Below are 19,212 nucleotides of genomic sequence, written 5' to 3' on the forward strand. Positions count from 1 at the left end.
GTGCCGCCCGCCCCTGAAACCAGAGCCGTCACGCAGTCGGCGCGAGCCCCTGCGTCACCGCGCCGACGTCGATGGTGTGGCTGACCGAGTCGGCGTCGACCTCGCCGAGGGTCCAGTCCACGTTGACGTTCGGGTTGATGTAGTCACCGTGCTGGTTGGAGTCGGACGGCGCCACGACGTTGAGCCCGTTGGGCGTCTGCTGCTGGGCGTAGGGCTCGATGCCGGTCCAGTGCAGCGGCACGTAGGCCGAGGAACCGTCGACGAGCGCCACGGCGGGCGCGTCGGCCGGGGCCTGGTTGTTGATCAGCACGTTGTGCGCGCCGATGAGGTCCACCTCGAGGTTGCCGGGCAGGTAGCAGCGCTCGCCCGGGTTGGCCGTGAACTGCAGGGCGCCGTAGCGGTTGCCCGCGCCCGCGCCGCCGTAGACGAGCTTCGAGGTGAACTGGTTCGACGTGCACGGCTGCACCGACGAAGCAGACGACGCAGGCGAAGCAGACGAAGCCGGCGCGGCGTTCGCGGTCCCGGCAGCCAGAGCCGTTGCCCCGGCGGCGATCCCGGCCACGGCGACGGCGGCGACAACGCGGCTGATGGTCTTGCGTGTGGTCATCTCGGACTCTCCCCTGTTCGAACCCGGGCAGCCTCTCCGCCCGGCAGAACGACCGTTTTGGTGATTCATTCCCCTCGGTCGCTCTCACCAGGAAAGACGTCCACGCCACGGGCGGGATGTCCGGCTGTGGGATCAGCCGCAGAAACGCAACCCCAGCCACCCCGAAGCGTCACAAAGAGTGAACACGCGCGCGGGCGCGGTTCAGTTGACCGGTGCCGTTCAGCTGGTCAGGGCGGTTCAGTTGATGTCGTGCCGGCCCAGCGGCCGACCCGGCAACGGCGTCCCCGGCCGGGCCTGCAGCCCGTCGATCATGATCGCGATGCTGCGTGCGGTCGACATCCGGGCGATTTCCGGCGAACGGGACTCCAGCTGACGCAGCAGTAGCGCGAACAGCATGGCCACGTCGCCCTCGGCGACGTCCGGGCGCAACGTTCCCTCGTTCTGCGCGCCCTGCACCATCGCTTCCAGCTCGACCAGCAGCTCTTCGCGCAACCTCGCGATCGCCGGGTCTTCCTTCAGGATCTCGTGCGCCTTCTTCGACAACATCGCCAGCTGCACGGAAAGGTGCAGCTCAACGGACTGGTGCAGCAGCCGCACCAGCGCCCGCCAAGCCGTGGGCTCCTGTTCAGCCGCCTCGCGCGCGTCGTCCAGCACCCGCGAGAAGTTGTCGACGGCCACCGCCCGGATCAGCGCTTCGCGGTCGGGGAAGCGCCGGTACAGCGTGCCGACGCCGACACCGGCCGCGCGGGCGATCTCCTCCATCGGCACCTCGGGCCCGAACTCCGCGAAGATCGTGCGCGCCGCGGCGATGATCTGGTCGCGGTTGCGCCGCGCGTCCGCACGCAAGGGGACCTGGGGATCCGCACTCATGGCCCACCTTCCGCTCGCCGGGAACTCGTTACGCGCGCAAATTCTCGCATGGACAGCGCTCCACGCACCGCGACCACAACCCGTCACCCCTTTGCTAGTGGACGACGATCCTCCGCTTCGGTACCGTGGGAAATGAACCGGAATGTAATCCTCCACATACATTGCGTAAAGGTTCAAAACCGCCAAAAGGGGATCACACCATGACAGAAGTTGCCGAACCCGAGCTCGCCAGCTTCCCGATGGCGCGCACGTGCCCGTTCGCGCCGCCGCCGGAGTACGAGCGTTTCGAGGACGAGCGGGCGAAGCTCGTCGAGCTCGACTCGGGCCAGCGCGCCTGGGTGCTGTCGAAGCACGAAGACGTGCGCTCGATGCTGAACGACCCCCGGTTCAGCTCCAACCGCTTCAACCCGGGCTTCCCGGTCCTGTTCCGCGACGGAGCGCCGCGGCGCGAGCGCAAGCTCAACCCGTCGCTGATCAACATGGACGCGCCGGAGCACGGCCCCGCGCGCCGCGAGGTCGTCGGCGAGTTCACTGTGAAGCGCATGAAGGCACTTCAGCCGCGCATCCAGGAGATCGTCGACGAGCACATCGACGCGATCCTCGCCGGCGACCAGCCCGCCGACCTGGTCTCGGCGCTGTCGCTGCCGGTCCCGTCGCTCGTGATCTGCGAGCAGCTCGGCGTTCCCTACGCCGAGCACGACTTCTTCCAGCAGCACAGCTCGCGCATCCTCAGCCGTGAGGTCTCCTCCGACGAGCGGCTCGAGTCCGTGATCGCGCTGGAGGAGTACCTCGACAAGCTGGTCGCGGACAAGGAGGAGAACCCCTCCGACGACCTCCTTGGCCGCCAGATCGCGAAGAAGCGCGAAGAGGGCGAGTACGACCGCAATGACCTCACGTCGCTCGCGTTCCTGCTGCTCATCGCCGGTCACGAGACCACGGCGAACATGATCTCGCTCGGCACCGTCGCGCTGCTGGAGAACCCGGACCAGCTCGAAGCGATCAAGGCCGACCCTGGCAAGACCCTCGACGCCGTCGAGGAACTGTTGCGCTACTTCACCATCGCCGAGTTCGCGACCACGCGCGTCGCGACCGAGGACGTGGAGATCGCGGGCATCACGATCCCGGCCGGCGACGGCGTGATCGGCCTCAGCTACGCCGCCAACTTCGACGGCGATGCCTTCCCCGAGCCCGAAAAGCTCGACATCACCCGTGGTGGGCGCAAGCACGTGGCGTTCGGCTTCGGCGCGCACCAGTGCCTCGGCCAGAACCTCGCGCGCATGGAGCTGCAGATCGTGTTCGACACGCTGTTCCGCCGCATCCCGACCCTGAAGCTGGCCACCCCGGTCGACCAGCTGCCGTTCAAGCACGACTCCGCGATCTTCGGTCTCCACTGTCTGCCCGTCACCTGGTGAGGGAGGAAGCATGAGCACGATGGAGGAACTCCCGGTCGCCCGGAAGTGCCCGTTCGCGCCGCCGGAGGAGTACACGGCCACGCGCGAAGAGGCGCCCGTGCACCGGGTGAAGATCCCGGACGGCAAGCAAGCCTGGACGGTCTCGCGGCACGAGGACGTGCGAGCCGTGCTCAACGACCCGCGGTTCTCCGCCGACCGCTTCCACCCCGACTTCCCGACGCTCGTCCCGGGCGGCAACGTCATCCGCCGCACCGAGGCCGAGCGCACGATGCTGGCGATGGACGCGCCGCAGCACGGCCCGGAACGCAAGGCGGTGCTCGGGGAGTTCACCGTCAAGCGCGTCGCCGAGCTGAAGCCGCGGATCCAGGAGATCGTCGACGGTCTGATCGACGACATCCTCGCAGCCGACGGACCCGTCGACCTCGTGGAAAAGCTCGCGCTGCCGGTCCCCTCGCTCGTGATCTGCGAAATGCTCGGCGTCCCCTACGAAGACCACGAGTTCTTCCAGGAGAACACCAAGCAGCTCATCAACCGCGCCACCTCGGCAGACGACCGGCGCGCCGCGTTCGAGCGCGTGCAGCGGTATATGGGCGAGCTCATCGCGAAGAAGGAAGCCGACCCTGGTGACGACCTCATCAGCCGGCAGATCGCGAAGCGGCGCGAAGACGGCACGTACGACCGGGCGAAGCTCGTCAGCCTCGCGTTCCTGCTGCTCGCGGCCGGGCATGAGACCACGGCGAACATGATCTCGCTCGGCACCGTCGCGTTCCTGCGGAACCCGGAGCAGCTGGCGCTGATCAAGGCCGACCCGGCCAAGACGCTGACCGCCGTCGAGGAGCTGCTGCGCTACTTCTCCATCGTCGACAACACCACGCGAATGGCGAAGGAGGACGTCGAGATCGGCGGCGTCACCATTCCCGCCGGTGAGGGCGTGGTGGTGATGACGTACGCGGCGAACTGGGACCCCGAGGCGTTCGAGGACTCGTCGGCGTTCGACATCGAGCGCGGGGCGCGCCACCACGTGGCGTTCGGGTTCGGGCCGCACCAGTGCCTCGGCCAGAACCTCGCCCGGACGGAGCTGCAGATCGTGTTCGACACGCTGTTCCGCCGGATCCCTTCTCTGCAGCTGGCCGTCGACGTCGACGACCTGCCGTTCAAGGACGACGCGCTCATCTACGGCCTCTACGAACTGCCCGTGACCCGGTGAAGGAGGAGCGATGACCACGGCCGAGGAACTCGAACTGCCGGTGGCGCGAAAGTGCCCGTTCGCACCGCCCGAGGAGTACACGCAGATCCGCGAGGAACAGCCGATCACGCGTGTGAAGATCCCCGACGGCAAGGAAGCCTGGGTGGTCTCGCGGCACGAGGACGTGCGGACGGTGCTCAACGACCGCCGCTTCTCCTCCGACCGCTTCAACCCGAACTTCCCGATCCTGGTCAAGGGCGGCAACGTCTTCCGCCAGACCAACGCCGAGCGCACGATGATCACGATGGACGCGCCGGAGCACGGCCCCGCGCGCAAGTCGGTGCTGGGCGAGTTCACCGTGAAGCGCGTGAACGCGATGCGGCCGCGGATCCAGGAGATCGTCGACGGGTTGCTCGACGAGATCCTCGCGTCCGAGGGACCAGTGGACCTGGTCGAGAAACTGTCGCTGCCGGTCCCGTCGCTCGTGATCTGCGAGCTGCTGGGTGTGCCGTACTCCGAGCACGACTTCTTCCAGGAGAACACGGCGAAGCTGCTCAAGCGCACGGTGAGCTTCGACGAGCGGCGCGCGGCGTTCGAGCGTGTGCGTGGTTACCTCGGCCGGCTGATCACCACAAAGGAAGCCGACCCGGGCGACGACCTGCTGGGCCGGCAGATCGTGAAGCTGCGCGAGGAAGGCAACTACGAGCACGGCGCGGTGCTGGGCCTGTCGTTCCTGCTGCTCGTCGCGGGCCACGAGACCACGGCGAACATGATCTCGCTCGGCACCGTCGGCCTGCTGCAGAACCCCACGCAGCTGGAGACGATCAAGGCCGACCCGGGCAAGACGCTCGACGCGGTCGAGGAGCTGCTGCGCTACTTCACGATCGTCGACACGGCCACCGCGCGTGTCGCGGTGGAGGACGTGGAGCTCGACGGCGTCACCATCCGGGCGGGTGAAGGTGTGCTCGCGCTCGGATACACCGCCAACTGGGACCCGGCGGTGTTCGACGAGCCTTCGAAGCTGGACATCACTCGCGGGGCGCGCCACCACGTCGCGTTCGGTTTCGGGCCGCACCAGTGCCTGGGCCAGAACCTCGCGCGCGCCGAGCTGCAGATCGTCTTCGACACGCTGTTCCGCCGGATTCCGACGCTACGGCTCGCCGTCGACGTGGACGACCTGCCGTTCAAGGAAGACGCGTCGATCTACGGGCTGTACCGGCTGCCGGTGACCTGGTAGAGATCAGTCTGCTCCCACCACGAGCCAGGAAGAGGAAGTCATGAAGATCATCGCGGACACCGGCAAGTGCGTCGGCGCCGGCCAGTGCGTGCTCACCGAGCCCGCCCTGTTCGACCAGAGCGAGGACGACGGCACGGTGATCGTGCTCAACGAGACGCCCGAGGGCGAGCTCGTGGACAAGGCCCGCGAGGCCGTGAACGTGTGCCCGAGCCAGGCGCTTTCGTTGCAGGAGTGAGTTAGCTGGCCGCGGTGAAGAGCACCGTGGTGTAGTCGCAGGTGAACTGACCGCCGCGGGCGTCGATGGCGGCGCCCACGGCGGCCAGTACCTCTTCCTGCTGTGGCTTCGGGACGCGGGTGAGGCCGCCCTGAGTGGGGAGCAGATCGAGGTACTCGGCGCGGGTGTAGTTCTGTTGCCAGGTGTAGAAGTGCCTTTGCGGGTTGTGGAAGCCTGTTTTGTGCAGTGCTTCTTCGGTTTTGTCGATGATGGGTTTGTAGGCTTCTCTGTTCGGGGTTCTGTCGACCTTGATGGGGAAGTTCGGGGCTACCTTGCGGAACGCTTCGCCGAAGGCTTTCGCGATGTCGTCCGGCGGCAGGAAAAGGTGCCAGAAGACGGCGAAGGTGCCTCCTGGCTTGACCACTTGGGCAGCTTTCTCGGCACCCCTCTGCGGATCCACCCAGTGCCAGGCTTGGCCGGCGGTGAGGATGTCGAAGGTGCGGTTCTTCGGGTCCCACTCTTCGAAATTGGCGACTTCGACGTCGATCCCGGTGGTTCGGGCGAACTCGGCCATGCGCTCGTCGGGTTCCACTCCGAGCACCTGGCAGCCCGTGTTTTTGAACTGCCGCGCGGCGATGCCGGTGCCGGTGCCGACGTCGAGGATGCTTGCGCCGGGGGTGTTTCCGACGATCTCGGTGATCAGCGCTTCCGGATACCTCGGCCGCGCACGGTCGTAGCGCCCGGCGTCGATCCCGAACGACTCGGCTGTCTTCCTCAACTCGTGCGGCTCAGGTACCCCCATCACGCCCACTCCCCTCAGACAGGCCCCCGCCCTCCCTAGGGGGGCGTGCCCATGTCCAGTCTACTGGCCACCCCCGACGAAACCCGGGCCCAAGACGGAAATGTGCCGAGTAGTCCACAACTCGACGGCCCTGTGGACAACTCGCGACGAAACTCCCGCGCACTACAGAACCCGGCTGGACGAAAGGCATGCGGCACAAGCACTTCACTGACTTCGACGGCTTCCTGACCGAACTCGTCCTCGACCGCATCGCCCAGGTCCGGGCCTTCTCCGACACCCTCACGGATGCGGCAGGCACCGGCTCGATGGTCGACAACGTCCACGGCTCTCCAGCAGGTCTTCACCTCGGTCGCCGTCTCCATCGTCGCCCTCATCACCTTCCGCGACGAACTCCGCACCCGCCTCCGCGCCGCTCGCCCCGGCACCGGCGTCCCCCTCGCCTCCGACGCCGCCCGCATGCTCGCGCGCTACCTCACCGCCGAACGCACCCTCGGCCGCCTCACCCCGGACGCCGATGTCGACACCCTCGCCCCGACCTTGGTGGGCGCCGGGCACCTTCACTTCGCCGACCGCTCCCCCGATGCGTCGTCCTTGCGTCCCATGGTCGCGGCGGTCCTTTCAGGCGCGCTGGCATAAAAAGGTGGCCACCCCCGAACCGACGAGGATGGCCACCCGAAAAACAGAACCTACTTCACCGCACCCATCGACAACCCCCGCACCAGGTGGTTCTGCGCGAACCACCCCACGATCATCACCGGCAGCGAAGCCAACAACGCCGCAGCGGACAACTGCGCCCAATACAAACCTTCACTCGTGATGAACCCGACCAAAAACACCGGCACCGTCCCAGCACGGGCGGCCGTCAGGTTCACCGCGTAGAAAAACTCCGTCCACGAGAAAATCACGCAAATCAGCGCCGTCGCGGCGACGCCCGGGGCGACGACCGGCATGATGATCTTGCGCAGCAGCGTCGGGAGGTTGGCGCCGTCGATGTGGGCCGCCTCGATCATCTCGCCGGGGACCTCGAGGAAGAACGAGCGCATCATCCAGATCGCGAGCGGCAGGTTCATCGACGTGTACAGGATGATCAGCGCCCACACCGTGTCGAGCAGGTTGGTGTTCTGGGAGATCACGTACAGCGGGATGATGGCCGCGACGATCGGCAGCATCTTGGTGGACAGGAAGAAACTCAGGGCGTTCTTCGTCTTCTTCACGGGCGCCAGCGAAAGCGCGTACGCCGCCGGAATGCCGAGGAGCAGCACCAACAGCGTGGACACCACCGTCACGAACGCCGAGTTCGCCAGGTACGGCAGGAAGCCGCCCTTGAGAACCCCGGAGATCTGGTCGAAGGTCGGGCTGAAGAAGAGCTTCGGCGGGTCCGTGTAGGCGTCGGATTCCTGCTTGAACGCCGTGAGGATCATCCACAGCAGCGGGAACACGAAGAGGATCGCGACGATCCACGTGACGACCGTGAGCGAACCCGCCCCGTAGCGGCGCTTGCGCCCGGAAACCCCCGAAACCTCGGAAACAGCCGTGGTCATTTCGTGCCTCCGTCCACCGAGAACGCGCGGAACATCAGGCGCAGGGCGAACGTCGCCACGATCATCGTGATGATCACGACCACCACACCCATCGCCGACGACTGGCCGATGTCGAAGCCCTCGAACGCGCGCTGGTAGATGTAGAACGGCAGGTTCGTGCTGGCCGTGCCCGGACCGCCCTGCGTCATCAGGAAGATCGCGTCGAAGCTGTTCACGATGTAGATCGCGCCCAGCAGCGTCGCCAGTTGCAGGAACCGCGACAGGTGCGGCAGCGTGATCGACACGAACGTGCGCCAGCGGCCCGCGCCGTCGACCGACGCGGCCTCCAGCACGTCCTTCGGCTGGCTCTGCAGGCCGGCGAGCGTCAGCAGCATCATGAACGGCGTCCACTGCCAGATGATCTGCGCCATCACCGCGGCGAGCGGGAACTGCGAAAGCCAGTCGACGTCGGTGCCGAACACGAAATGCAGCAGGCCGTAGGTCGGGTCGAACATCGTGGTCTTCCACAGCAGCGCGCCGGCCGCGGGCAGGATCAGGAACGGCGTGATCAGCAGCGTCCGCACGAAACCGCGGCCGACGAACTTGCGGTCCAGCAGGATCGCCAGGCCCAGCCCGAGCAGCAGCGACAGGAACACGCACACCACGGTGAGCACCACGGTGTTGAGCAGCGCACCGAGAAACGTCGAGTCGGTGAAAACGTCGGCGTAGTTCTGGAAGCCGACGAAGTGGAACGAACCCGGCCGCACCAGGTTCCACGACTGGAACGAGTAGTAGATGGTGAGCAGGAAGGGAATCTGCGTCACCGCGATCACGAAGATCAACGCGGGCAACAGGGGCAGCCGCCGCTTCCCCGCCTTGTTGGTGGCCTTCTTCGTGCTCGCAGGGCGGGTGGTGGCCGGCGCCGTGCCGGCGGGGACCGAAATCGTACTCATGGCTTCACCGCCTGGTAGGACTCGCCGACTGTGGCCGCGTACTTCTGCGACTGCTGTAGCGCGTCCGCTACTGAGGTCTGGCCCGCGATCGCCGCCGACAACTGCTGGCTGACGCGCGTGCCGAGGTCCTGGAACTCCGGGATCCCCACGAACTGGATCCCCGGGTACGGCACCGGGCTCACCATGGCCTTCTGCTGGTTGGCGTCGGCGATACCGTCGAGCGTCGGCTGGGCGTAGGCCTTGGCCGCATCGCGGTACTGCGGGATCTCGTATGTCGACTGGCGCGTGCCCGGCGGCACGCGGTTCCAGCCGTAGGTCTCGCCGACCTTCTTCGCGTACGCCTTGTCGGTCATCCAAGCCATGAACTTCCAGGCGTCGTCCTTGTCCTTGGCGACCTTCGGGATCCCGAGCGCCCATGTGTAGAGCCAGCCGCTGGCCTGCGTCTTCTCGACCGGGGCCGGCGCGTAGCCGTTCTTGCCGACGACCTTGCTGCTGGTGGGGTCTTCGGTGGTGCCGGTCATCGACGTGGCGTCGTACCACATCGCGGCCTGGCCCTGGGCATAGCGCGTGCCGCACTCGGAGAACCCGGCGCTGGAGGCGCCGACCTCACCGTGGTCGCGCACGAGGTTCACGTAGAAGTTGGCCGCCTGCGTGAACTCCGGGCTGGTGAGCTTGGCGTTCCAGTCCTTGTCGAACCACTGCGCGCCGAAGGTGTTGGCAACGGTGGTGAACGGCGCGAGGCTCTCGCCCCAGCCCGGCTTGCCGCGCAGGCAGATGCCCGCGATGCCGGCGTTCTTGTCGTCGAGCTTCGCCGCGTAGTCCGCGATCTGCTGCCACGTGGGGTGCGCCGGCATCGTGATCCCGGCCTTGGCGAACAGGTCCTTGCGGTAGACCACAAAGGACGATTCCCCGTAGAACGGCACCGCGTACATCTGGTTCTCATACGACAGCGACTGCCGGATGCTGGGGATGAAGTCGTTCTCGTCGTAGCCAGGAGTGGCCTTCATGTGCGGTTCGAGGTTTTCGAGCCAGCCGTTGGCCGCCCACTGCGGGGCCTCGTAGTTGCTGATCATCACCACGTCGAACTCGCCGCCCTGCGTGGCGGTGGACGCGGTGATCTTCGCGCGTGCCTCGTTCTCCGGCAGGGAGACGAACTTGAGGTGCACGCCCGGGTTCGCCTTCTCGAACTCACTCGAGAGCGAGATGGCGTCCTTCATCTGGGGGTTCGAGACGATCGCGATGACGAGCGTCCGCCCACCGTTGCCGAACGATCCGGCTCCGGCGCATCCCGTGACGAACAACGCTGTTGCGGCAAGGAGGCACAGGAGCTTACGCACGGCCACCTCCGGGGAGCACCTGGATCTTGAGGCCGGAGCCGCCGCGCATCTTGGCCAACGCGTCGGGGTACTGCTCCAGCGGGAGCGTGTCGGTGATCAGCGCTTCGGTGTCGATGAAGCCCTTGGCGACGAGGTCGAGCGCGCTCGCGTAGCTGTTGAGCACGGCCATGGAGCCGACGATGGTGATCTCGTCGTTGTAGATGCGGAAGGGCGAGAGCGCCACGCGGGCCTCGGCGGGCGCGACGCCGAACACGAGCAGGCGGCCGCCACGGCGCAGCGCGTCGAAAGCCGACTCGATGGCGGGGGCGGCGCCGGTGCAGTCGACGGCGGCGTCGTAGAGCTCACCGTCCAAAGCGGACACGTCCTCGGCCACGGCGGTGGCGCCGAGGCTGGTGGCGCGCGGCAGGCGGCTCGCGTTGCGGTCGACGACCGTGACTTCGGCGCCCGCGCGCTGCAACAGCTGCTGCATGATCAGGCCCATCGTGCCGGCGCCGACCACGAGGAACCGTTCGCCGGCCTCGACGCCGATGCGGCGCACACCGTGCACGGCGCACGAGACGGGTTCGACGAGCGCGCCCTGTTCCCACGTCATCGAGTCAGGCATCTTGTGGCACGTGTCGGCCGGTACGGCGACGTACTCGGCGAACGCGCCGTTGACCGTGTCGCCGGTGGCGTTCCAGTTGGCGCAGAGGTTGCCGTGGCCGGAGCGGCACGGCGTGCAGTAGCCGCAGTACAGCGACGGGTCGACGGCCACGCGGTCGCCGATCTTCCACTCACCCGGTATGTCGGCGCCGAGCTCGACGATCTCGCCGGCGAACTCGTGGCCGGGAACGATGGGGTACGGCGTCGGCGGGAAGTGCCCGTCGGCGATGTGCAGGTCGGTCCCGCAGATCCCGCAGGCGCCGACCTTCACGACGACCTGGCGCTCTCCGGGCTTCGGATCGGGAACGTCGCCGACCCGGATTTCCCCGGGCCGGTCCACGATCGCGGCACGCATGCCTCATCCCCTTCCTAGGCGCTCATCTGAGCAGCATCAACGTGTGGCGCAGCTAATTGGTGAAAGCATTACAGGGGTTTTTTAGGGGTTTCGTCAACCTTTCGGGTTGGATTCTGCGCTATGGTGCTCATATGAGCAGGCAGAAGGCCCGGCCACTGCTGACCGAGAGCTTGGAGCTGGCTACCATGGCCCGCCGCTTCTACGTGCAGGGCCGCTCGAAGCTGGAGATCGCCGAAGAGTTCGGCGTGAGCCGGTTCAAGGTCGCGCGCCTGCTCGACACCGCCCGGGAGACGGGCCTGGTCAGGGTGGAGTTCGACCTGCCCGCGCCGCTCGACGTGGAGCTGTCCGACGAGGTCAGGCGCGCGTACGGGCTTCGCCGCGCTTTGGTGCTCGAACGAGCGGCGGCGAAGGAGCCGCGCGAGGTCGTGCGCAAGAAGGTCGGGACGCTCGCCGCTCACCTCCTTGAGGAGATCGCCCGCCCGACGGACGTCATCGGGCTGTCGTGGGCCCGGTCGGTCAACGCGATGACCGAGGCCATCAGAACGCTTCCGCGCTGCCCGATCGTGCAGTTGTGCGGAGTGCAAGCCGGCATGGACATGCGCGGGCGCTCCGTCGAAACCGTGAGCCGCGTGACCTCGGTCTCCGGCGGCGACGCTTATCCGATTTTCGGCCCGCTCGTGCTGCCGGACCGGCGAACCACGGAGATCCTGCGCCACCAGCCCGGCATCGCGGAGACTTTCGGGCAGTTCGGCAAGCTGACGAAGGCCGTGGTGAGCATCGGCGCCTGGTCACCCGGCGAGTCCACCGTGTACGACGCCCTGGACGAAGCCGAGCGCGCCGCCATCGCCGCGCGCGGGGCGACGGCCGAGGTCGCGGCTCGGCTGTTCGACGCTTCGGGAAACGCTTTGTCGACGGGTCTGGCGCACCACGTCCTGGCGATCAGCACGGAGGAGCTGCTCGCGGTGCCGGAGGTGATCGCGATCGGCTACAGCGAACCGAAGGCGGCCGCGGTGGACGCCGTACTGAGGTCCGGCATGGTGTCGACGCTCATCACGGACGCGGCGGCCGCGGTGCCGTTGCTGGAGCTGGCGGAGAAGCGGCCTTTGTCAGAGTGAGCTGTCGACGGCGAGCACACCGGCGAGGATGACGAAGCAGATGCCCGAGCCGGCGTCGACCTTCCGCTGGGTCTTGGCCTTGACGCCGGCGACGCCGATGGCTCGGCCGACCAGCACATAGGCGAGGCCGACGACGAGCTCCACCCCGAGGTAGGCGGCGCCCAGCTCGGCGAGCGCTGTCGGGCTGCCGGTCGTGGTGAACTGCGGCAGGAGGGCGGCGAAGAGCAGCAGCGCCTTGGGGTTGCTGATGGCGACTGCGAACTCGTTGACCACTACGGCTCGCAGGTTCCTGCTCTTGGGCGGATCCTGCGTCTGGCTCATCTCGCGGCGGGCCTTGAGGATGCTGCTGATGCCGAGCCACAGCAGGTAGGCGACGCCGATCCACTTGAGGATCGTGAGCAGCTCGGCGGACGCGGCCAGCAGCGTCCCCAGCCCGGCCGCGACCAGACCGATCAGGACCACGAACGCCACGAACCGGCCGCCGATGCCGGCCATGGCGTAGCCGACGCCGTAGCGGGCGGCGTTGCGCAGGCCCAGCAGCTGGTTGGCGCCCGGGATGAGCGACACCAGGACCGCGGCGGGGACAAATCCGGCCCAATCGACCATGGCTCGCCTCCTCGGGTTTCGTCCCGGGGGACGGTAACCTGGGTTTGTCCGGCTGGGGCAGGGTTTGTGACGAAGTCTTCGGGCGTTGCCGGCTTCGGACGGTCGATGTCGCCGCTCAGGCGGTTGTCGGCCGAACGTTCGAGCATGGTTTACCGCGCGCGACGAGGACATCAACCTTCACCGCGACTCACCAGCGCAACGCGCCTCGAGCCGGTGGGCTGTCTCGGACAGCACCTCCCGACTGCACCCACCGATGTGCTCCGCAGCTCACCACGGCAGCGCGGGCGCAGCTCACCGCACCTGCAGGCAGAGTCCGCGACTCAGGCCACGTCGCTGGAGGCAGTTCACAGCGCGCCGAAACCCGGGCCTACGACACCACCGAACACCGCGAACTTCCCGGACCACAGCGAGCACAACCCACCCGCGACAACCCTTTGTGCATGCGCGCCGGCCCCCCGCAGACGCTGTCTTCGACACGCGGGCGGCGTTCGTCTCGGGGTGATCTCAGGGTGTTCACCGGATGTGCCCGCGGTGGTGTCCAGGCGATTGTTATTGCCGTGACTCGGGTTTCGCCGCGGTGGCGGCAGGCGGTGGTGTGGCTGCACGCGGTGTCGTCGATCGCGTGGATGAGCCAGGCGATCGGGCTCATGACGCTGACGCTCGTGGCGCTCCAGGGCGACGCGGCCACGCGCGCCACCGCGATGAACATGGCGCGGCACCTGGACACGGCGTTGCTGGCACCCATGGCGAACGCCGCCGCGTTCACCGGGCTGGTGCTGGCGGGCGCGACGGCCTGGGGGTTCTTCCGGCACTGGTGGGTGCTGGTGAAGTTCGGGCTCACGCTGGTGCAGCTGTACGCCGGGATCTTCCTGCTGTCACCCGCCCTCGAGAACGCCGCCGCGACGGCCACCCCGACGTGGCAGCAGGCCGCCGGCGCGGGGCTCATGGCGGGTGGATTGGCCGTGCAGGCGTGGATTTCCGTGGCGAAGCCGTGGTCCCGCACACCCTGGTCCCCGGCCGCGAAACCCGCGACGGCGCCCACGTGGGTGTTCGTGGCGGCGATCGTCGCGCCGGTTCTCGACACCACCATGGGTCTGGTGCTGGGCTACCCGTTGCCCGCGCTGTCCCTGGTGATGCTCATCGTCCTGCTCAGCGGGCGGCGGCAGCGCCTGGCCGTGGCCTGACGCTGCCGCTCGTTCACTCGACGTCTCCGCCGCTGGCGGGCTTGGCCTCAACGTCGCCGCCACTCGCCGGCTTCGCTTCCACATCCCCGCCACTGGCCGGCTTGGCCTCGACGTCACCACCGCTGTTGTTCTTGTCCTCCACCATGGTTCCCTCCTCCTTCTCGGCGCGCCCAACGCTAAGGCGCACCGCGGAGCCCCACGGTCACTTGGACAAACCTCACTCAAACGGACGCGCGTCGTCAGAGCTGATTGACGTCCGTGATGCGCACGACGGCCGAGCCGATCTCGTCCGAGGCGCGCAGGTCGACCTCCGCGCTGATGCCCCAGTCGTGGTCACCGGCGGGGTCGTCGAAGATCTGGCGAACGCGCCACACGTCGGGTTCCTGCTCGATGAGCAGCAACGCGGGCCCGCGGGCGTCGGGGCCGATGCCCAGGGAATCGTGCTCGTCGAAGTAGTCCTCGATGGCGTCTTCCCAGGCGTCGGCGTCCCAGCCGGCGGCGGCGTCGAGCTCGCCCAGGGCGTAGTAGTTGCGGCGGGCGGCGAGTTCGACGCGGCGGAAGAGCTCGTTGCGCACCAGGACGCGGAAGGCGCGTTCGTTGCGGGTGACCGCGGGTGGCTCGGAAGGCCGGCGTTCCACAGGAGAACCGTCAGTAGACGGATGCCGCAACGCTTCCCACTCGTCCAGCAGGCTGGAGTCGACCTGGCGGACGAGCTCGCCCAGCCATTCGATGAGGTCCTGCAGCGCCTCGGTCTTCGCCTCGTCCGGGACGGTGTGGCGCAGGGCGTCGTAGGTGTCCGCCAGGTACCGCAGCACCAGGCCCTCGGAGCGCGCCAGCTGGTAGAAGCCGATGTACTCCACGAAGTTCATCGCGCGCTCGTACATGTCGCGCACCACGGACTTCGGGGACAGCTCGTAGTCCGCGACCCACGGGTGGCCCTGGCGGTAGCTGGAGTACGCCGCGGAAAGCAGCTCCTCCAACGGCTTCGGGTACGTGACCGCCTCGAGCAGCTCCATGCGCTCGTCGTACTCGATACCTTCCGCCTTCATCGCCTGCACGGCCTCGCCGCGGGCCTTGAACTGCTGCTGCGACAGCACGGGCCGCGGGTCGTCCACAGTGGATTCCACAATGGTCACGACATCAAGCGCGTACGAAGGCGATTCCACATCAAGCAGCTCCACCGCTGCCAAGGCGAACGGCGACAACGGCTGGTTCAAAGCGAAGTCGAACTGCAGATCCACCGTCAGCCGCACGATCCGGCCATCAGCGTCCGGCGTGGACAGCCGCTCGACGACACCCGCGGCCAGCAACGCCCGGTAAATGGCGATCGCCCGCAGGATCAGCTTCCGCTGCGCCGGACGGTCGGAGTGGTTGTCCTCCAGCAGGTGGCGCATGTGGTCGAACGCGTTGCCCGGCCGGGAGATCACGTTCAGCAGCATCGAGTGGCTGACCCGGAAACTCGAGGTCAGCGGCTCGGGGTCGGCCGCGATCAGGCGGTCGAACGTGCTCTCCGTCCAGTTGACGAACCCCTCCGGCGCCTTCTTCCGGACGATCTTCTTCCTCTTCTTGGGGTCGTCGCCCGCCTTCTCGAGGGCCTTCGCGTTCTCCACGACGTGGTCGGGCGCCTCGACGACCACGTACCCGTCGGTGTCGTACCCGGCGCGACCCGCGCGGCCGGCGATCTGGTGGAACTCGCGCGCCTTCAGATGGCGCTGGCGCACGCCGTCGTACTTGGTCAGGGCGGAGAACACCACCGTGCGGATGGGCACGTTGATGCCGACGCCGAGCGTGTCCGTCCCGCAGATCACCTTGAGCAGCCCGGACTGCGCGAGCGTCTCGACCAGGCGCCGGTACTTCGGCAGCATGCCCGCGTGGTGCACGCCGATGCCGTGGCGCACGAGCCGCGAGAGTGTCTTGCCGAAGCCCGCGGAGAAGCGGAAGTCGCCGATGAGGTCGGCGATCGCGTCCTTCTCGGCCTTCGTCGTCACGTTGATGCTCATCAGCGTCTGCGCCCGCTCGATGGCCGCGGCCTGGGAGAAGTGCACGACGTACACGGGCGCCTGGCCGCCGTGGAGCAGCTCGGACATGGTCTCGTGGATGGGCGTGAGCGCGTAGCGGAACGTCAGCGGCACGGGCCGCTCCGCCGACGTGACGACCGCCGTCGAGCGGCCCGTGCGCCGGGCGAGGTCCTTCTGGAAGAACGAGACGTCGCCCAAAGTGGCCGACATGAGCACGAACTGCGCGCCCGTCAGCTCGATGATCGGGACCTGCCACGCCCAGCCGCGGTCGGGCTCGGAGTAGAAGTGGAACTCGTCGGCGATCACCTGGCCCACGGGCGCGTCGGCACCGAAGCGCAACGCGATGTTCGCCAAGATTTCCGCGGTGCAGCAGATGATCGGCGCGTCCGCGTTCACGCTGGAGTCGCCGGTCATCATGCCGACCTTGTCGGCGCCGAAGATCTCGATGAGCTGGAAGAACTTCTCCGAGACCAGCGCCTTGATCGGGGCGGTGTAGTAGCTGCGGCGGCCATGGGCGAGCGCCGTGAAGTGGGCGCCGACGGCCACGAGGCTCTTCCCGGAGCCGGTGGGCGTCGAGAGGATCACGTTGGCGCCCGAGACGACCTCGATCAGCGCCTCCTCCTGGGCCGGGTACAGCTGGATGCCCCGCTCGGCCGTCCACGTGGAGAAGGCTTCGAACAGGGAGTCGGCGTCGGGATCCGCTGGCAGGAGGTCTGTGAGTGTCATAGCGCTGCCCATCGTGCCATCCCCGGGCCGTCAGTTCCGCAGGGGCGATCGCGGGTGCTTGCCCCAACCCGTAGGCTTCGCGGTACCGCGCACCGACCGGGGGATACTTCCGGGCACGCGCGCGTACACGGGCGTTACTCCGGAGGGTTCAGGCATGGCACAGGACATCATCCCGATCGAGCTCGGGCTGCCGCAGGGCGACGTCGTCACCCTGTGGGCTCCGCGGTGGCGGGAGGACGGCGAGGAGTGGGAAGCGTTCCTCGGCGACGAGGACGACCTGTACGCCTTCCCGGACGCCGCTCACCTGGCCGCTTTCGTGCGCACGTCCGACCAGCACGACCTGCTCGACCACCCGGCGTGGGACGCGGTCCCGGCGCTGAACGTGCCCGAGCTGATCCCGGACGACGACCACTCCTACGACCTCGTCGGCGTGCCCGAGCTGGTCGCCGAGGAGCCCGACTCGTGGACGATCGCGGAGCTCGCGGAGATCGTCGGCATCGTCCGTTCGCTCGCCGACGTCTGCGAGCTCGAAGAGGTGCACGAGGTCCTCGACGCGTACGAGGGCTTCTCGCTCCTGGAGCAGGGCCGGCTGCCGTTCACCGGCCGCGAGGGCGAGGCCCTGTGGAACGACCTGTCGAAGGCCGTGTCCGAGAAGTGGGACATCGTGCTCGACGCGATCGACAACCTCGTGACCGTGCCCGACGTCGACGCCGCCGTGCTTGAGCAGACCGCCGAGGAGCTGGCGGCGTTCCACGAGGAGTCGGCCGAGGCCGAGGCCGCGCAGCCGGAGGACCTCGAAGCCGTGGACGCGCCCGACTCCGACGAGGAGGAGGACGACGAGCCGGTCGGCTTCTGGGGTGAGGTCGGCATCGACCCGATCAAGATCGTCACGGCCGGCGCCGAGTACTACACGCTGCGCTGCTACCTCGACGACAAGCCGATCTTCCTCGGCAGCGAGGGCGAGATCGACGTCTTCTCCTCCGAGAAGGCCCTGCTCGCCGCCCTCAAGGACGGCAAGGACGTGGCCGACACCGACCTCGCCGACGTGTCCACTTGGGACGACGTGCTCACGAAGGCGGCCGCGGACGACCTCGAGATCGACATCGACGCCGAGAACACCTACGTACTCACCGGCCTCGACGACGACATCGCCGACGGCGTCGAGTCCATCGACCCCAACCAGCTGGAGCTGGCTGTCGAGCTCATCACCGACGCCGCCGACTGGGCCGAGGACGACTCCGTCGAGACGGCGCTGTCGCAGAACGAAAGCCTCGGCTGGCTCGTCTCGTTCGTCCTGCGCCCCGACCCGACACGCCTCGAGCCGAGCGCGCCGTTCGACACCGAGCAGAGCGCGTGGCGCAAGCTGGTGGAGTCGTTCGAGAACCGCCTGACGGTGGTCTGAACCTCTTGAGTTGACGGAAGGCCATCCGCTGGGGATTCCCGGTGGGCGGCCTTTTGTCGTTGTGAGCCTCGGCCAGATCCCGGCAGTGAACCCCGCCCTCCCGCGGCAGAGCTCCGGCAAAGTTGTTTGTGCTGGTCATGGGCGATTTCGAAGAGTGTCATTGACCATGCGTCGCGGTGTTGATGTGGCCTGTGTTGGGCAGGGCTTCGTCGCCAGGTTGCGCGGGACGGCGATTGTCCGGGGCCGGTGTGGGGCCCCTTGATCAGCAGTCGGTTGTTGCTTCCCCGGCAGCGAGTTGAGCTCTGCACGCGGCCTGGATCTCGCGCACAAGTTGGTCCTTCGGCCGACCCCAACCCGCGGCCCACTCGTCCTCAAGGCCGAACACCTGGCCGAGCGGGAGCGCGATGACGCTGTCGGAGTAATCGGATCGGGCCACGATCTCGTATACTTTGTCCAGGACCCACCGCTCGGTGGCTCGCCCGTCGGCCTGCATACGCGCAAGTTGGGCGAACACCACCTGGGCTGCGGCAGCATCTGAATCCGGGATAGCTGCACGGCAGTCGGCCAGCGCCGCGGGCAGCAGGTCGTGGACCTCGTAGGGCTCAGCGCCGCCAAGGCCGGCCAAGGCCCTGAGTGCCTCTCCGTCGTAGCCCCGAACGAGCCAGTGCGCTGCCCAAAGGGGGATGCGCTCGGACGGTACCGTGCCGAGCGTTACCCATGCGGCGACCAACTCCGGAGTCGGGAGCCCACCGGAGCCCGGTGCCGGCCAGTCGTGCATGCCGGCCATGATGCCCCGGCCAGAGGGACATGCCCTCAACGATTTGTTCAAAGCGGATCTCTTCGAGTCTTCCGCCAGGCCGGGCCGACCCTCAGGATCGCCCATCGGTCAGGACGGCCACAGGAACCCTTCCTGAGCTGCAAAAACACCGCCACTAGTTCTGTCCACACACAAACTCCGAGTAGTGCTGGACCGCGCCAAGTCGGCCGGGCGCCTGCGCGCGGACTTCGAGCCGGCCGACCCTGGCG

Annotated in this window: 19 protein-coding genes; 8 read left to right on the forward strand and 11 right to left on the reverse strand. The window is 67.7% G+C overall.

Annotation, left to right across the window (positions count from 1 at the left end; genetic code table 11):
• Positions 1–28: 28 nt before the first annotated feature.
• Together AB0H62_RS01710 and AB0H62_RS01715 are read right to left on the reverse strand one after the other, a co-directional pair.
• Positions 29–607 carry a DUF4232 domain-containing protein gene (locus tag AB0H62_RS01710; protein ID WP_220246247.1) on the reverse strand — a complete coding sequence of 193 codons (579 nt, stop codon included), beginning with the start codon at positions 605–607 and terminating at the stop codon, positions 29–31.
• Positions 608–844: 237 nt separating this feature from the next.
• A complete protein-coding gene (locus AB0H62_RS01715; protein ID WP_220246246.1) occupies positions 845–1,477 on the reverse strand; it encodes a TetR/AcrR family transcriptional regulator in 633 nt (210 codons plus the stop codon).
• Positions 1,478–1,677: 200 nt separating this feature from the next.
• Between AB0H62_RS01715 and AB0H62_RS01720 the strand changes: the two genes are divergently transcribed.
• From AB0H62_RS01720 to AB0H62_RS01735, 4 genes are read left to right on the forward strand one after another with little or no spacing between them, the layout of a single operon-like run.
• Positions 1,678–2,889: a cytochrome P450 gene (locus AB0H62_RS01720; protein WP_220246245.1), complete on the forward strand. Its 1,212-nt coding sequence runs from the start codon at positions 1,678–1,680 to the stop codon at positions 2,887–2,889.
• Between the two features lie 10 nt (positions 2,890–2,899).
• Positions 2,900–4,096: a cytochrome P450 gene (locus AB0H62_RS01725; protein ID WP_360583534.1), complete on the forward strand. Its 1,197-nt coding sequence runs from the start codon at positions 2,900–2,902 to the stop codon at positions 4,094–4,096.
• A gap of 10 nt (positions 4,097–4,106) precedes the next feature.
• Positions 4,107–5,312, forward strand: coding sequence for a cytochrome P450 (locus tag AB0H62_RS01730; RefSeq protein ID WP_360583536.1), 1,206 nt, complete (start codon positions 4,107–4,109; stop codon positions 5,310–5,312).
• Between the two features lie 40 nt (positions 5,313–5,352).
• Positions 5,353–5,547, forward strand: a complete 195-nt coding sequence (locus tag AB0H62_RS01735; protein WP_204091560.1) for a ferredoxin — start codon at positions 5,353–5,355, stop codon at positions 5,545–5,547.
• A gap of 1 nt (position 5,548) precedes the next feature.
• Here AB0H62_RS01735 and AB0H62_RS01740 read toward each other — a convergent pair whose 3' ends face one another.
• Positions 5,549–6,328 (reverse strand): class I SAM-dependent methyltransferase, encoded by a 780-nt coding sequence (locus AB0H62_RS01740; RefSeq protein ID WP_360583538.1) that lies wholly within the window; start codon positions 6,326–6,328, stop codon positions 5,549–5,551.
• A 285-nt stretch (positions 6,329–6,613) separates the two neighbouring features.
• On the opposite strand from AB0H62_RS01740, the gene AB0H62_RS01745 reads away from it, so the two are divergent.
• The gene (locus AB0H62_RS01745; protein WP_220246241.1) at positions 6,614–6,964 is read left to right on the forward strand and encodes a hypothetical protein; all 351 of its coding nucleotides are present in this window, start codon (positions 6,614–6,616) and stop codon (positions 6,962–6,964) included.
• 50 nt (positions 6,965–7,014) lie between these two features.
• Here the strand turns inward: AB0H62_RS01745 and AB0H62_RS01750 are convergent, their stop codons facing one another.
• The 4 genes from AB0H62_RS01750 to AB0H62_RS01765 are packed head-to-tail and all read right to left on the reverse strand — an operon-like array spanning position 7,015 to position 11,135.
• The gene (locus AB0H62_RS01750) at positions 7,015–7,869 is read right to left on the reverse strand and encodes a carbohydrate ABC transporter permease (protein WP_220246240.1); all 855 of its coding nucleotides are present in this window, start codon (positions 7,867–7,869) and stop codon (positions 7,015–7,017) included.
• Positions 7,866–8,801, reverse strand: coding sequence for a sugar ABC transporter permease (locus AB0H62_RS01755; RefSeq protein WP_360583541.1), 936 nt, complete (start codon positions 8,799–8,801; stop codon positions 7,866–7,868). The genes AB0H62_RS01750 and AB0H62_RS01755 overlap by 4 nt, the downstream gene beginning before the upstream one ends.
• Positions 8,798–10,138, reverse strand: coding sequence for a sugar ABC transporter substrate-binding protein (locus AB0H62_RS01760; RefSeq protein ID WP_220246238.1), 1,341 nt, complete (start codon positions 10,136–10,138; stop codon positions 8,798–8,800). Before AB0H62_RS01760 ends, AB0H62_RS01755 begins: the two co-directional genes overlap by 4 nt.
• Entirely contained in the window at positions 10,131–11,135 is a 1,005-nt protein-coding gene (locus AB0H62_RS01765) for a zinc-dependent alcohol dehydrogenase family protein (protein WP_220246237.1), read from the reverse strand. The genes AB0H62_RS01760 and AB0H62_RS01765 overlap by 8 nt, the downstream gene beginning before the upstream one ends.
• A 131-nt stretch (positions 11,136–11,266) precedes the next feature.
• Between AB0H62_RS01765 and AB0H62_RS01770 the strand changes: the two genes are divergently transcribed.
• Positions 11,267–12,250 carry a sugar-binding domain-containing protein gene (locus tag AB0H62_RS01770; RefSeq protein ID WP_360583543.1) on the forward strand — a complete coding sequence of 328 codons (984 nt, stop codon included), beginning with the start codon at positions 11,267–11,269 and terminating at the stop codon, positions 12,248–12,250.
• Here AB0H62_RS01770 and AB0H62_RS01775 read toward each other — a convergent pair.
• Positions 12,242–12,856: a LysE family translocator gene (locus tag AB0H62_RS01775; RefSeq protein ID WP_220246235.1), complete on the reverse strand. Its 615-nt coding sequence runs from the start codon at positions 12,854–12,856 to the stop codon at positions 12,242–12,244. The genes AB0H62_RS01770 and AB0H62_RS01775 overlap by 9 nt on opposite strands.
• A gap of 557 nt (positions 12,857–13,413) precedes the next feature.
• On the opposite strand from AB0H62_RS01775, the gene AB0H62_RS01780 reads away from it, so the two are divergent.
• On the forward strand, positions 13,414–14,040 hold the full coding sequence (locus AB0H62_RS01780; RefSeq protein WP_360583546.1) for a hypothetical protein: 627 nt from the start codon (positions 13,414–13,416) through the stop codon (positions 14,038–14,040).
• Positions 14,041–14,053: 13 nt separating this feature from the next.
• Here AB0H62_RS01780 and AB0H62_RS01785 read toward each other — a convergent pair whose 3' ends face one another.
• Both AB0H62_RS01785 and AB0H62_RS01790 read right to left on the reverse strand, forming a co-directional pair.
• Positions 14,054–14,185, reverse strand: a complete 132-nt coding sequence (locus AB0H62_RS01785) for a hypothetical protein (protein ID WP_255638653.1) — start codon at positions 14,183–14,185, stop codon at positions 14,054–14,056.
• A gap of 94 nt (positions 14,186–14,279) precedes the next feature.
• Positions 14,280–16,784, reverse strand: coding sequence for a DEAD/DEAH box helicase (locus AB0H62_RS01790; protein ID WP_220246233.1), 2,505 nt, complete (start codon positions 16,782–16,784; stop codon positions 14,280–14,282).
• 154 nt (positions 16,785–16,938) lie between these two features.
• Here AB0H62_RS01790 and AB0H62_RS01795 point away from each other — a divergent pair, with 154 nt between their 5' ends.
• Positions 16,939–18,186, forward strand: coding sequence for a primosomal protein (locus AB0H62_RS01795; RefSeq protein ID WP_220246232.1), 1,248 nt, complete (start codon positions 16,939–16,941; stop codon positions 18,184–18,186).
• Between the two features lie 262 nt (positions 18,187–18,448).
• On the opposite strand, the gene AB0H62_RS01800 is transcribed toward AB0H62_RS01795, so the two are convergent.
• Positions 18,449–18,964: a hypothetical protein gene (locus AB0H62_RS01800; protein ID WP_220246231.1), complete on the reverse strand. Its 516-nt coding sequence runs from the start codon at positions 18,962–18,964 to the stop codon at positions 18,449–18,451.
• Positions 18,965–19,212: the final 248 nt, after the last annotated feature.

This window comes from Amycolatopsis sp. NPDC050768, from assembly GCF_040654155.1.
Taxonomy (GTDB): Bacteria; Actinomycetota; Actinomycetes; order Mycobacteriales; family Pseudonocardiaceae; genus Amycolatopsis.

Excerpts from the sequence above, each read along its gene's own strand:
- AB0H62_RS01730 (WP_360583536.1), top strand. The coding sequence starts at position 4,107 with ATGACCACGGCCGAGGAACTCGAACTGCCGGTGGCGCGAAAGTGCCCG.
- AB0H62_RS01745 (WP_220246241.1), top strand. The coding sequence starts at position 6,614 with ATGCGGCAGGCACCGGCTCGATGGTCGACAACGTCCACGGCTCTCCAG.
- AB0H62_RS01735 (WP_204091560.1), top strand. The coding sequence starts at position 5,353 with ATGAAGATCATCGCGGACACCGGCAAGTGCGTCGGCGCCGGCCAGTGC.
- AB0H62_RS01715 (WP_220246246.1), bottom strand. The coding sequence starts at position 1,477 with ATGAGTGCGGATCCCCAGGTCCCCTTGCGTGCGGACGCGCGGCGCAAC.
- AB0H62_RS01765 (WP_220246237.1), bottom strand. The coding sequence starts at position 11,135 with ATGCGTGCCGCGATCGTGGACCGGCCCGGGGAAATCCGGGTCGGCGAC.
- AB0H62_RS01785 (WP_255638653.1), bottom strand. The coding sequence starts at position 14,185 with ATGGTGGAGGACAAGAACAACAGCGGTGGTGACGTCGAGGCCAAGCCG.
- AB0H62_RS01775 (WP_220246235.1), bottom strand. The coding sequence starts at position 12,856 with ATGGTCGATTGGGCCGGATTTGTCCCCGCCGCGGTCCTGGTGTCGCTC.
- AB0H62_RS01710 (WP_220246247.1), bottom strand. The coding sequence starts at position 607 with ATGACCACACGCAAGACCATCAGCCGCGTTGTCGCCGCCGTCGCCGTG.
- AB0H62_RS01800 (WP_220246231.1), bottom strand. The coding sequence starts at position 18,964 with ATGCACGACTGGCCGGCACCGGGCTCCGGTGGGCTCCCGACTCCGGAG.
- AB0H62_RS01755 (WP_360583541.1), bottom strand. The coding sequence starts at position 8,801 with ATGAGTACGATTTCGGTCCCCGCCGGCACGGCGCCGGCCACCACCCGC.
- AB0H62_RS01725 (WP_360583534.1), top strand. The coding sequence starts at position 2,900 with ATGAGCACGATGGAGGAACTCCCGGTCGCCCGGAAGTGCCCGTTCGCG.
- AB0H62_RS01720 (WP_220246245.1), top strand. The coding sequence starts at position 1,678 with ATGACAGAAGTTGCCGAACCCGAGCTCGCCAGCTTCCCGATGGCGCGC.
- AB0H62_RS01750 (WP_220246240.1), bottom strand. The coding sequence starts at position 7,869 with ATGACCACGGCTGTTTCCGAGGTTTCGGGGGTTTCCGGGCGCAAGCGC.
- AB0H62_RS01795 (WP_220246232.1), top strand. The coding sequence starts at position 16,939 with ATGGCACAGGACATCATCCCGATCGAGCTCGGGCTGCCGCAGGGCGAC.
- AB0H62_RS01770 (WP_360583543.1), top strand. The coding sequence starts at position 11,267 with ATGAGCAGGCAGAAGGCCCGGCCACTGCTGACCGAGAGCTTGGAGCTG.
- AB0H62_RS01740 (WP_360583538.1), bottom strand. The coding sequence starts at position 6,328 with ATGGGGGTACCTGAGCCGCACGAGTTGAGGAAGACAGCCGAGTCGTTC.
- AB0H62_RS01790 (WP_220246233.1), bottom strand. The coding sequence starts at position 16,784 with ATGACACTCACAGACCTCCTGCCAGCGGATCCCGACGCCGACTCCCTG.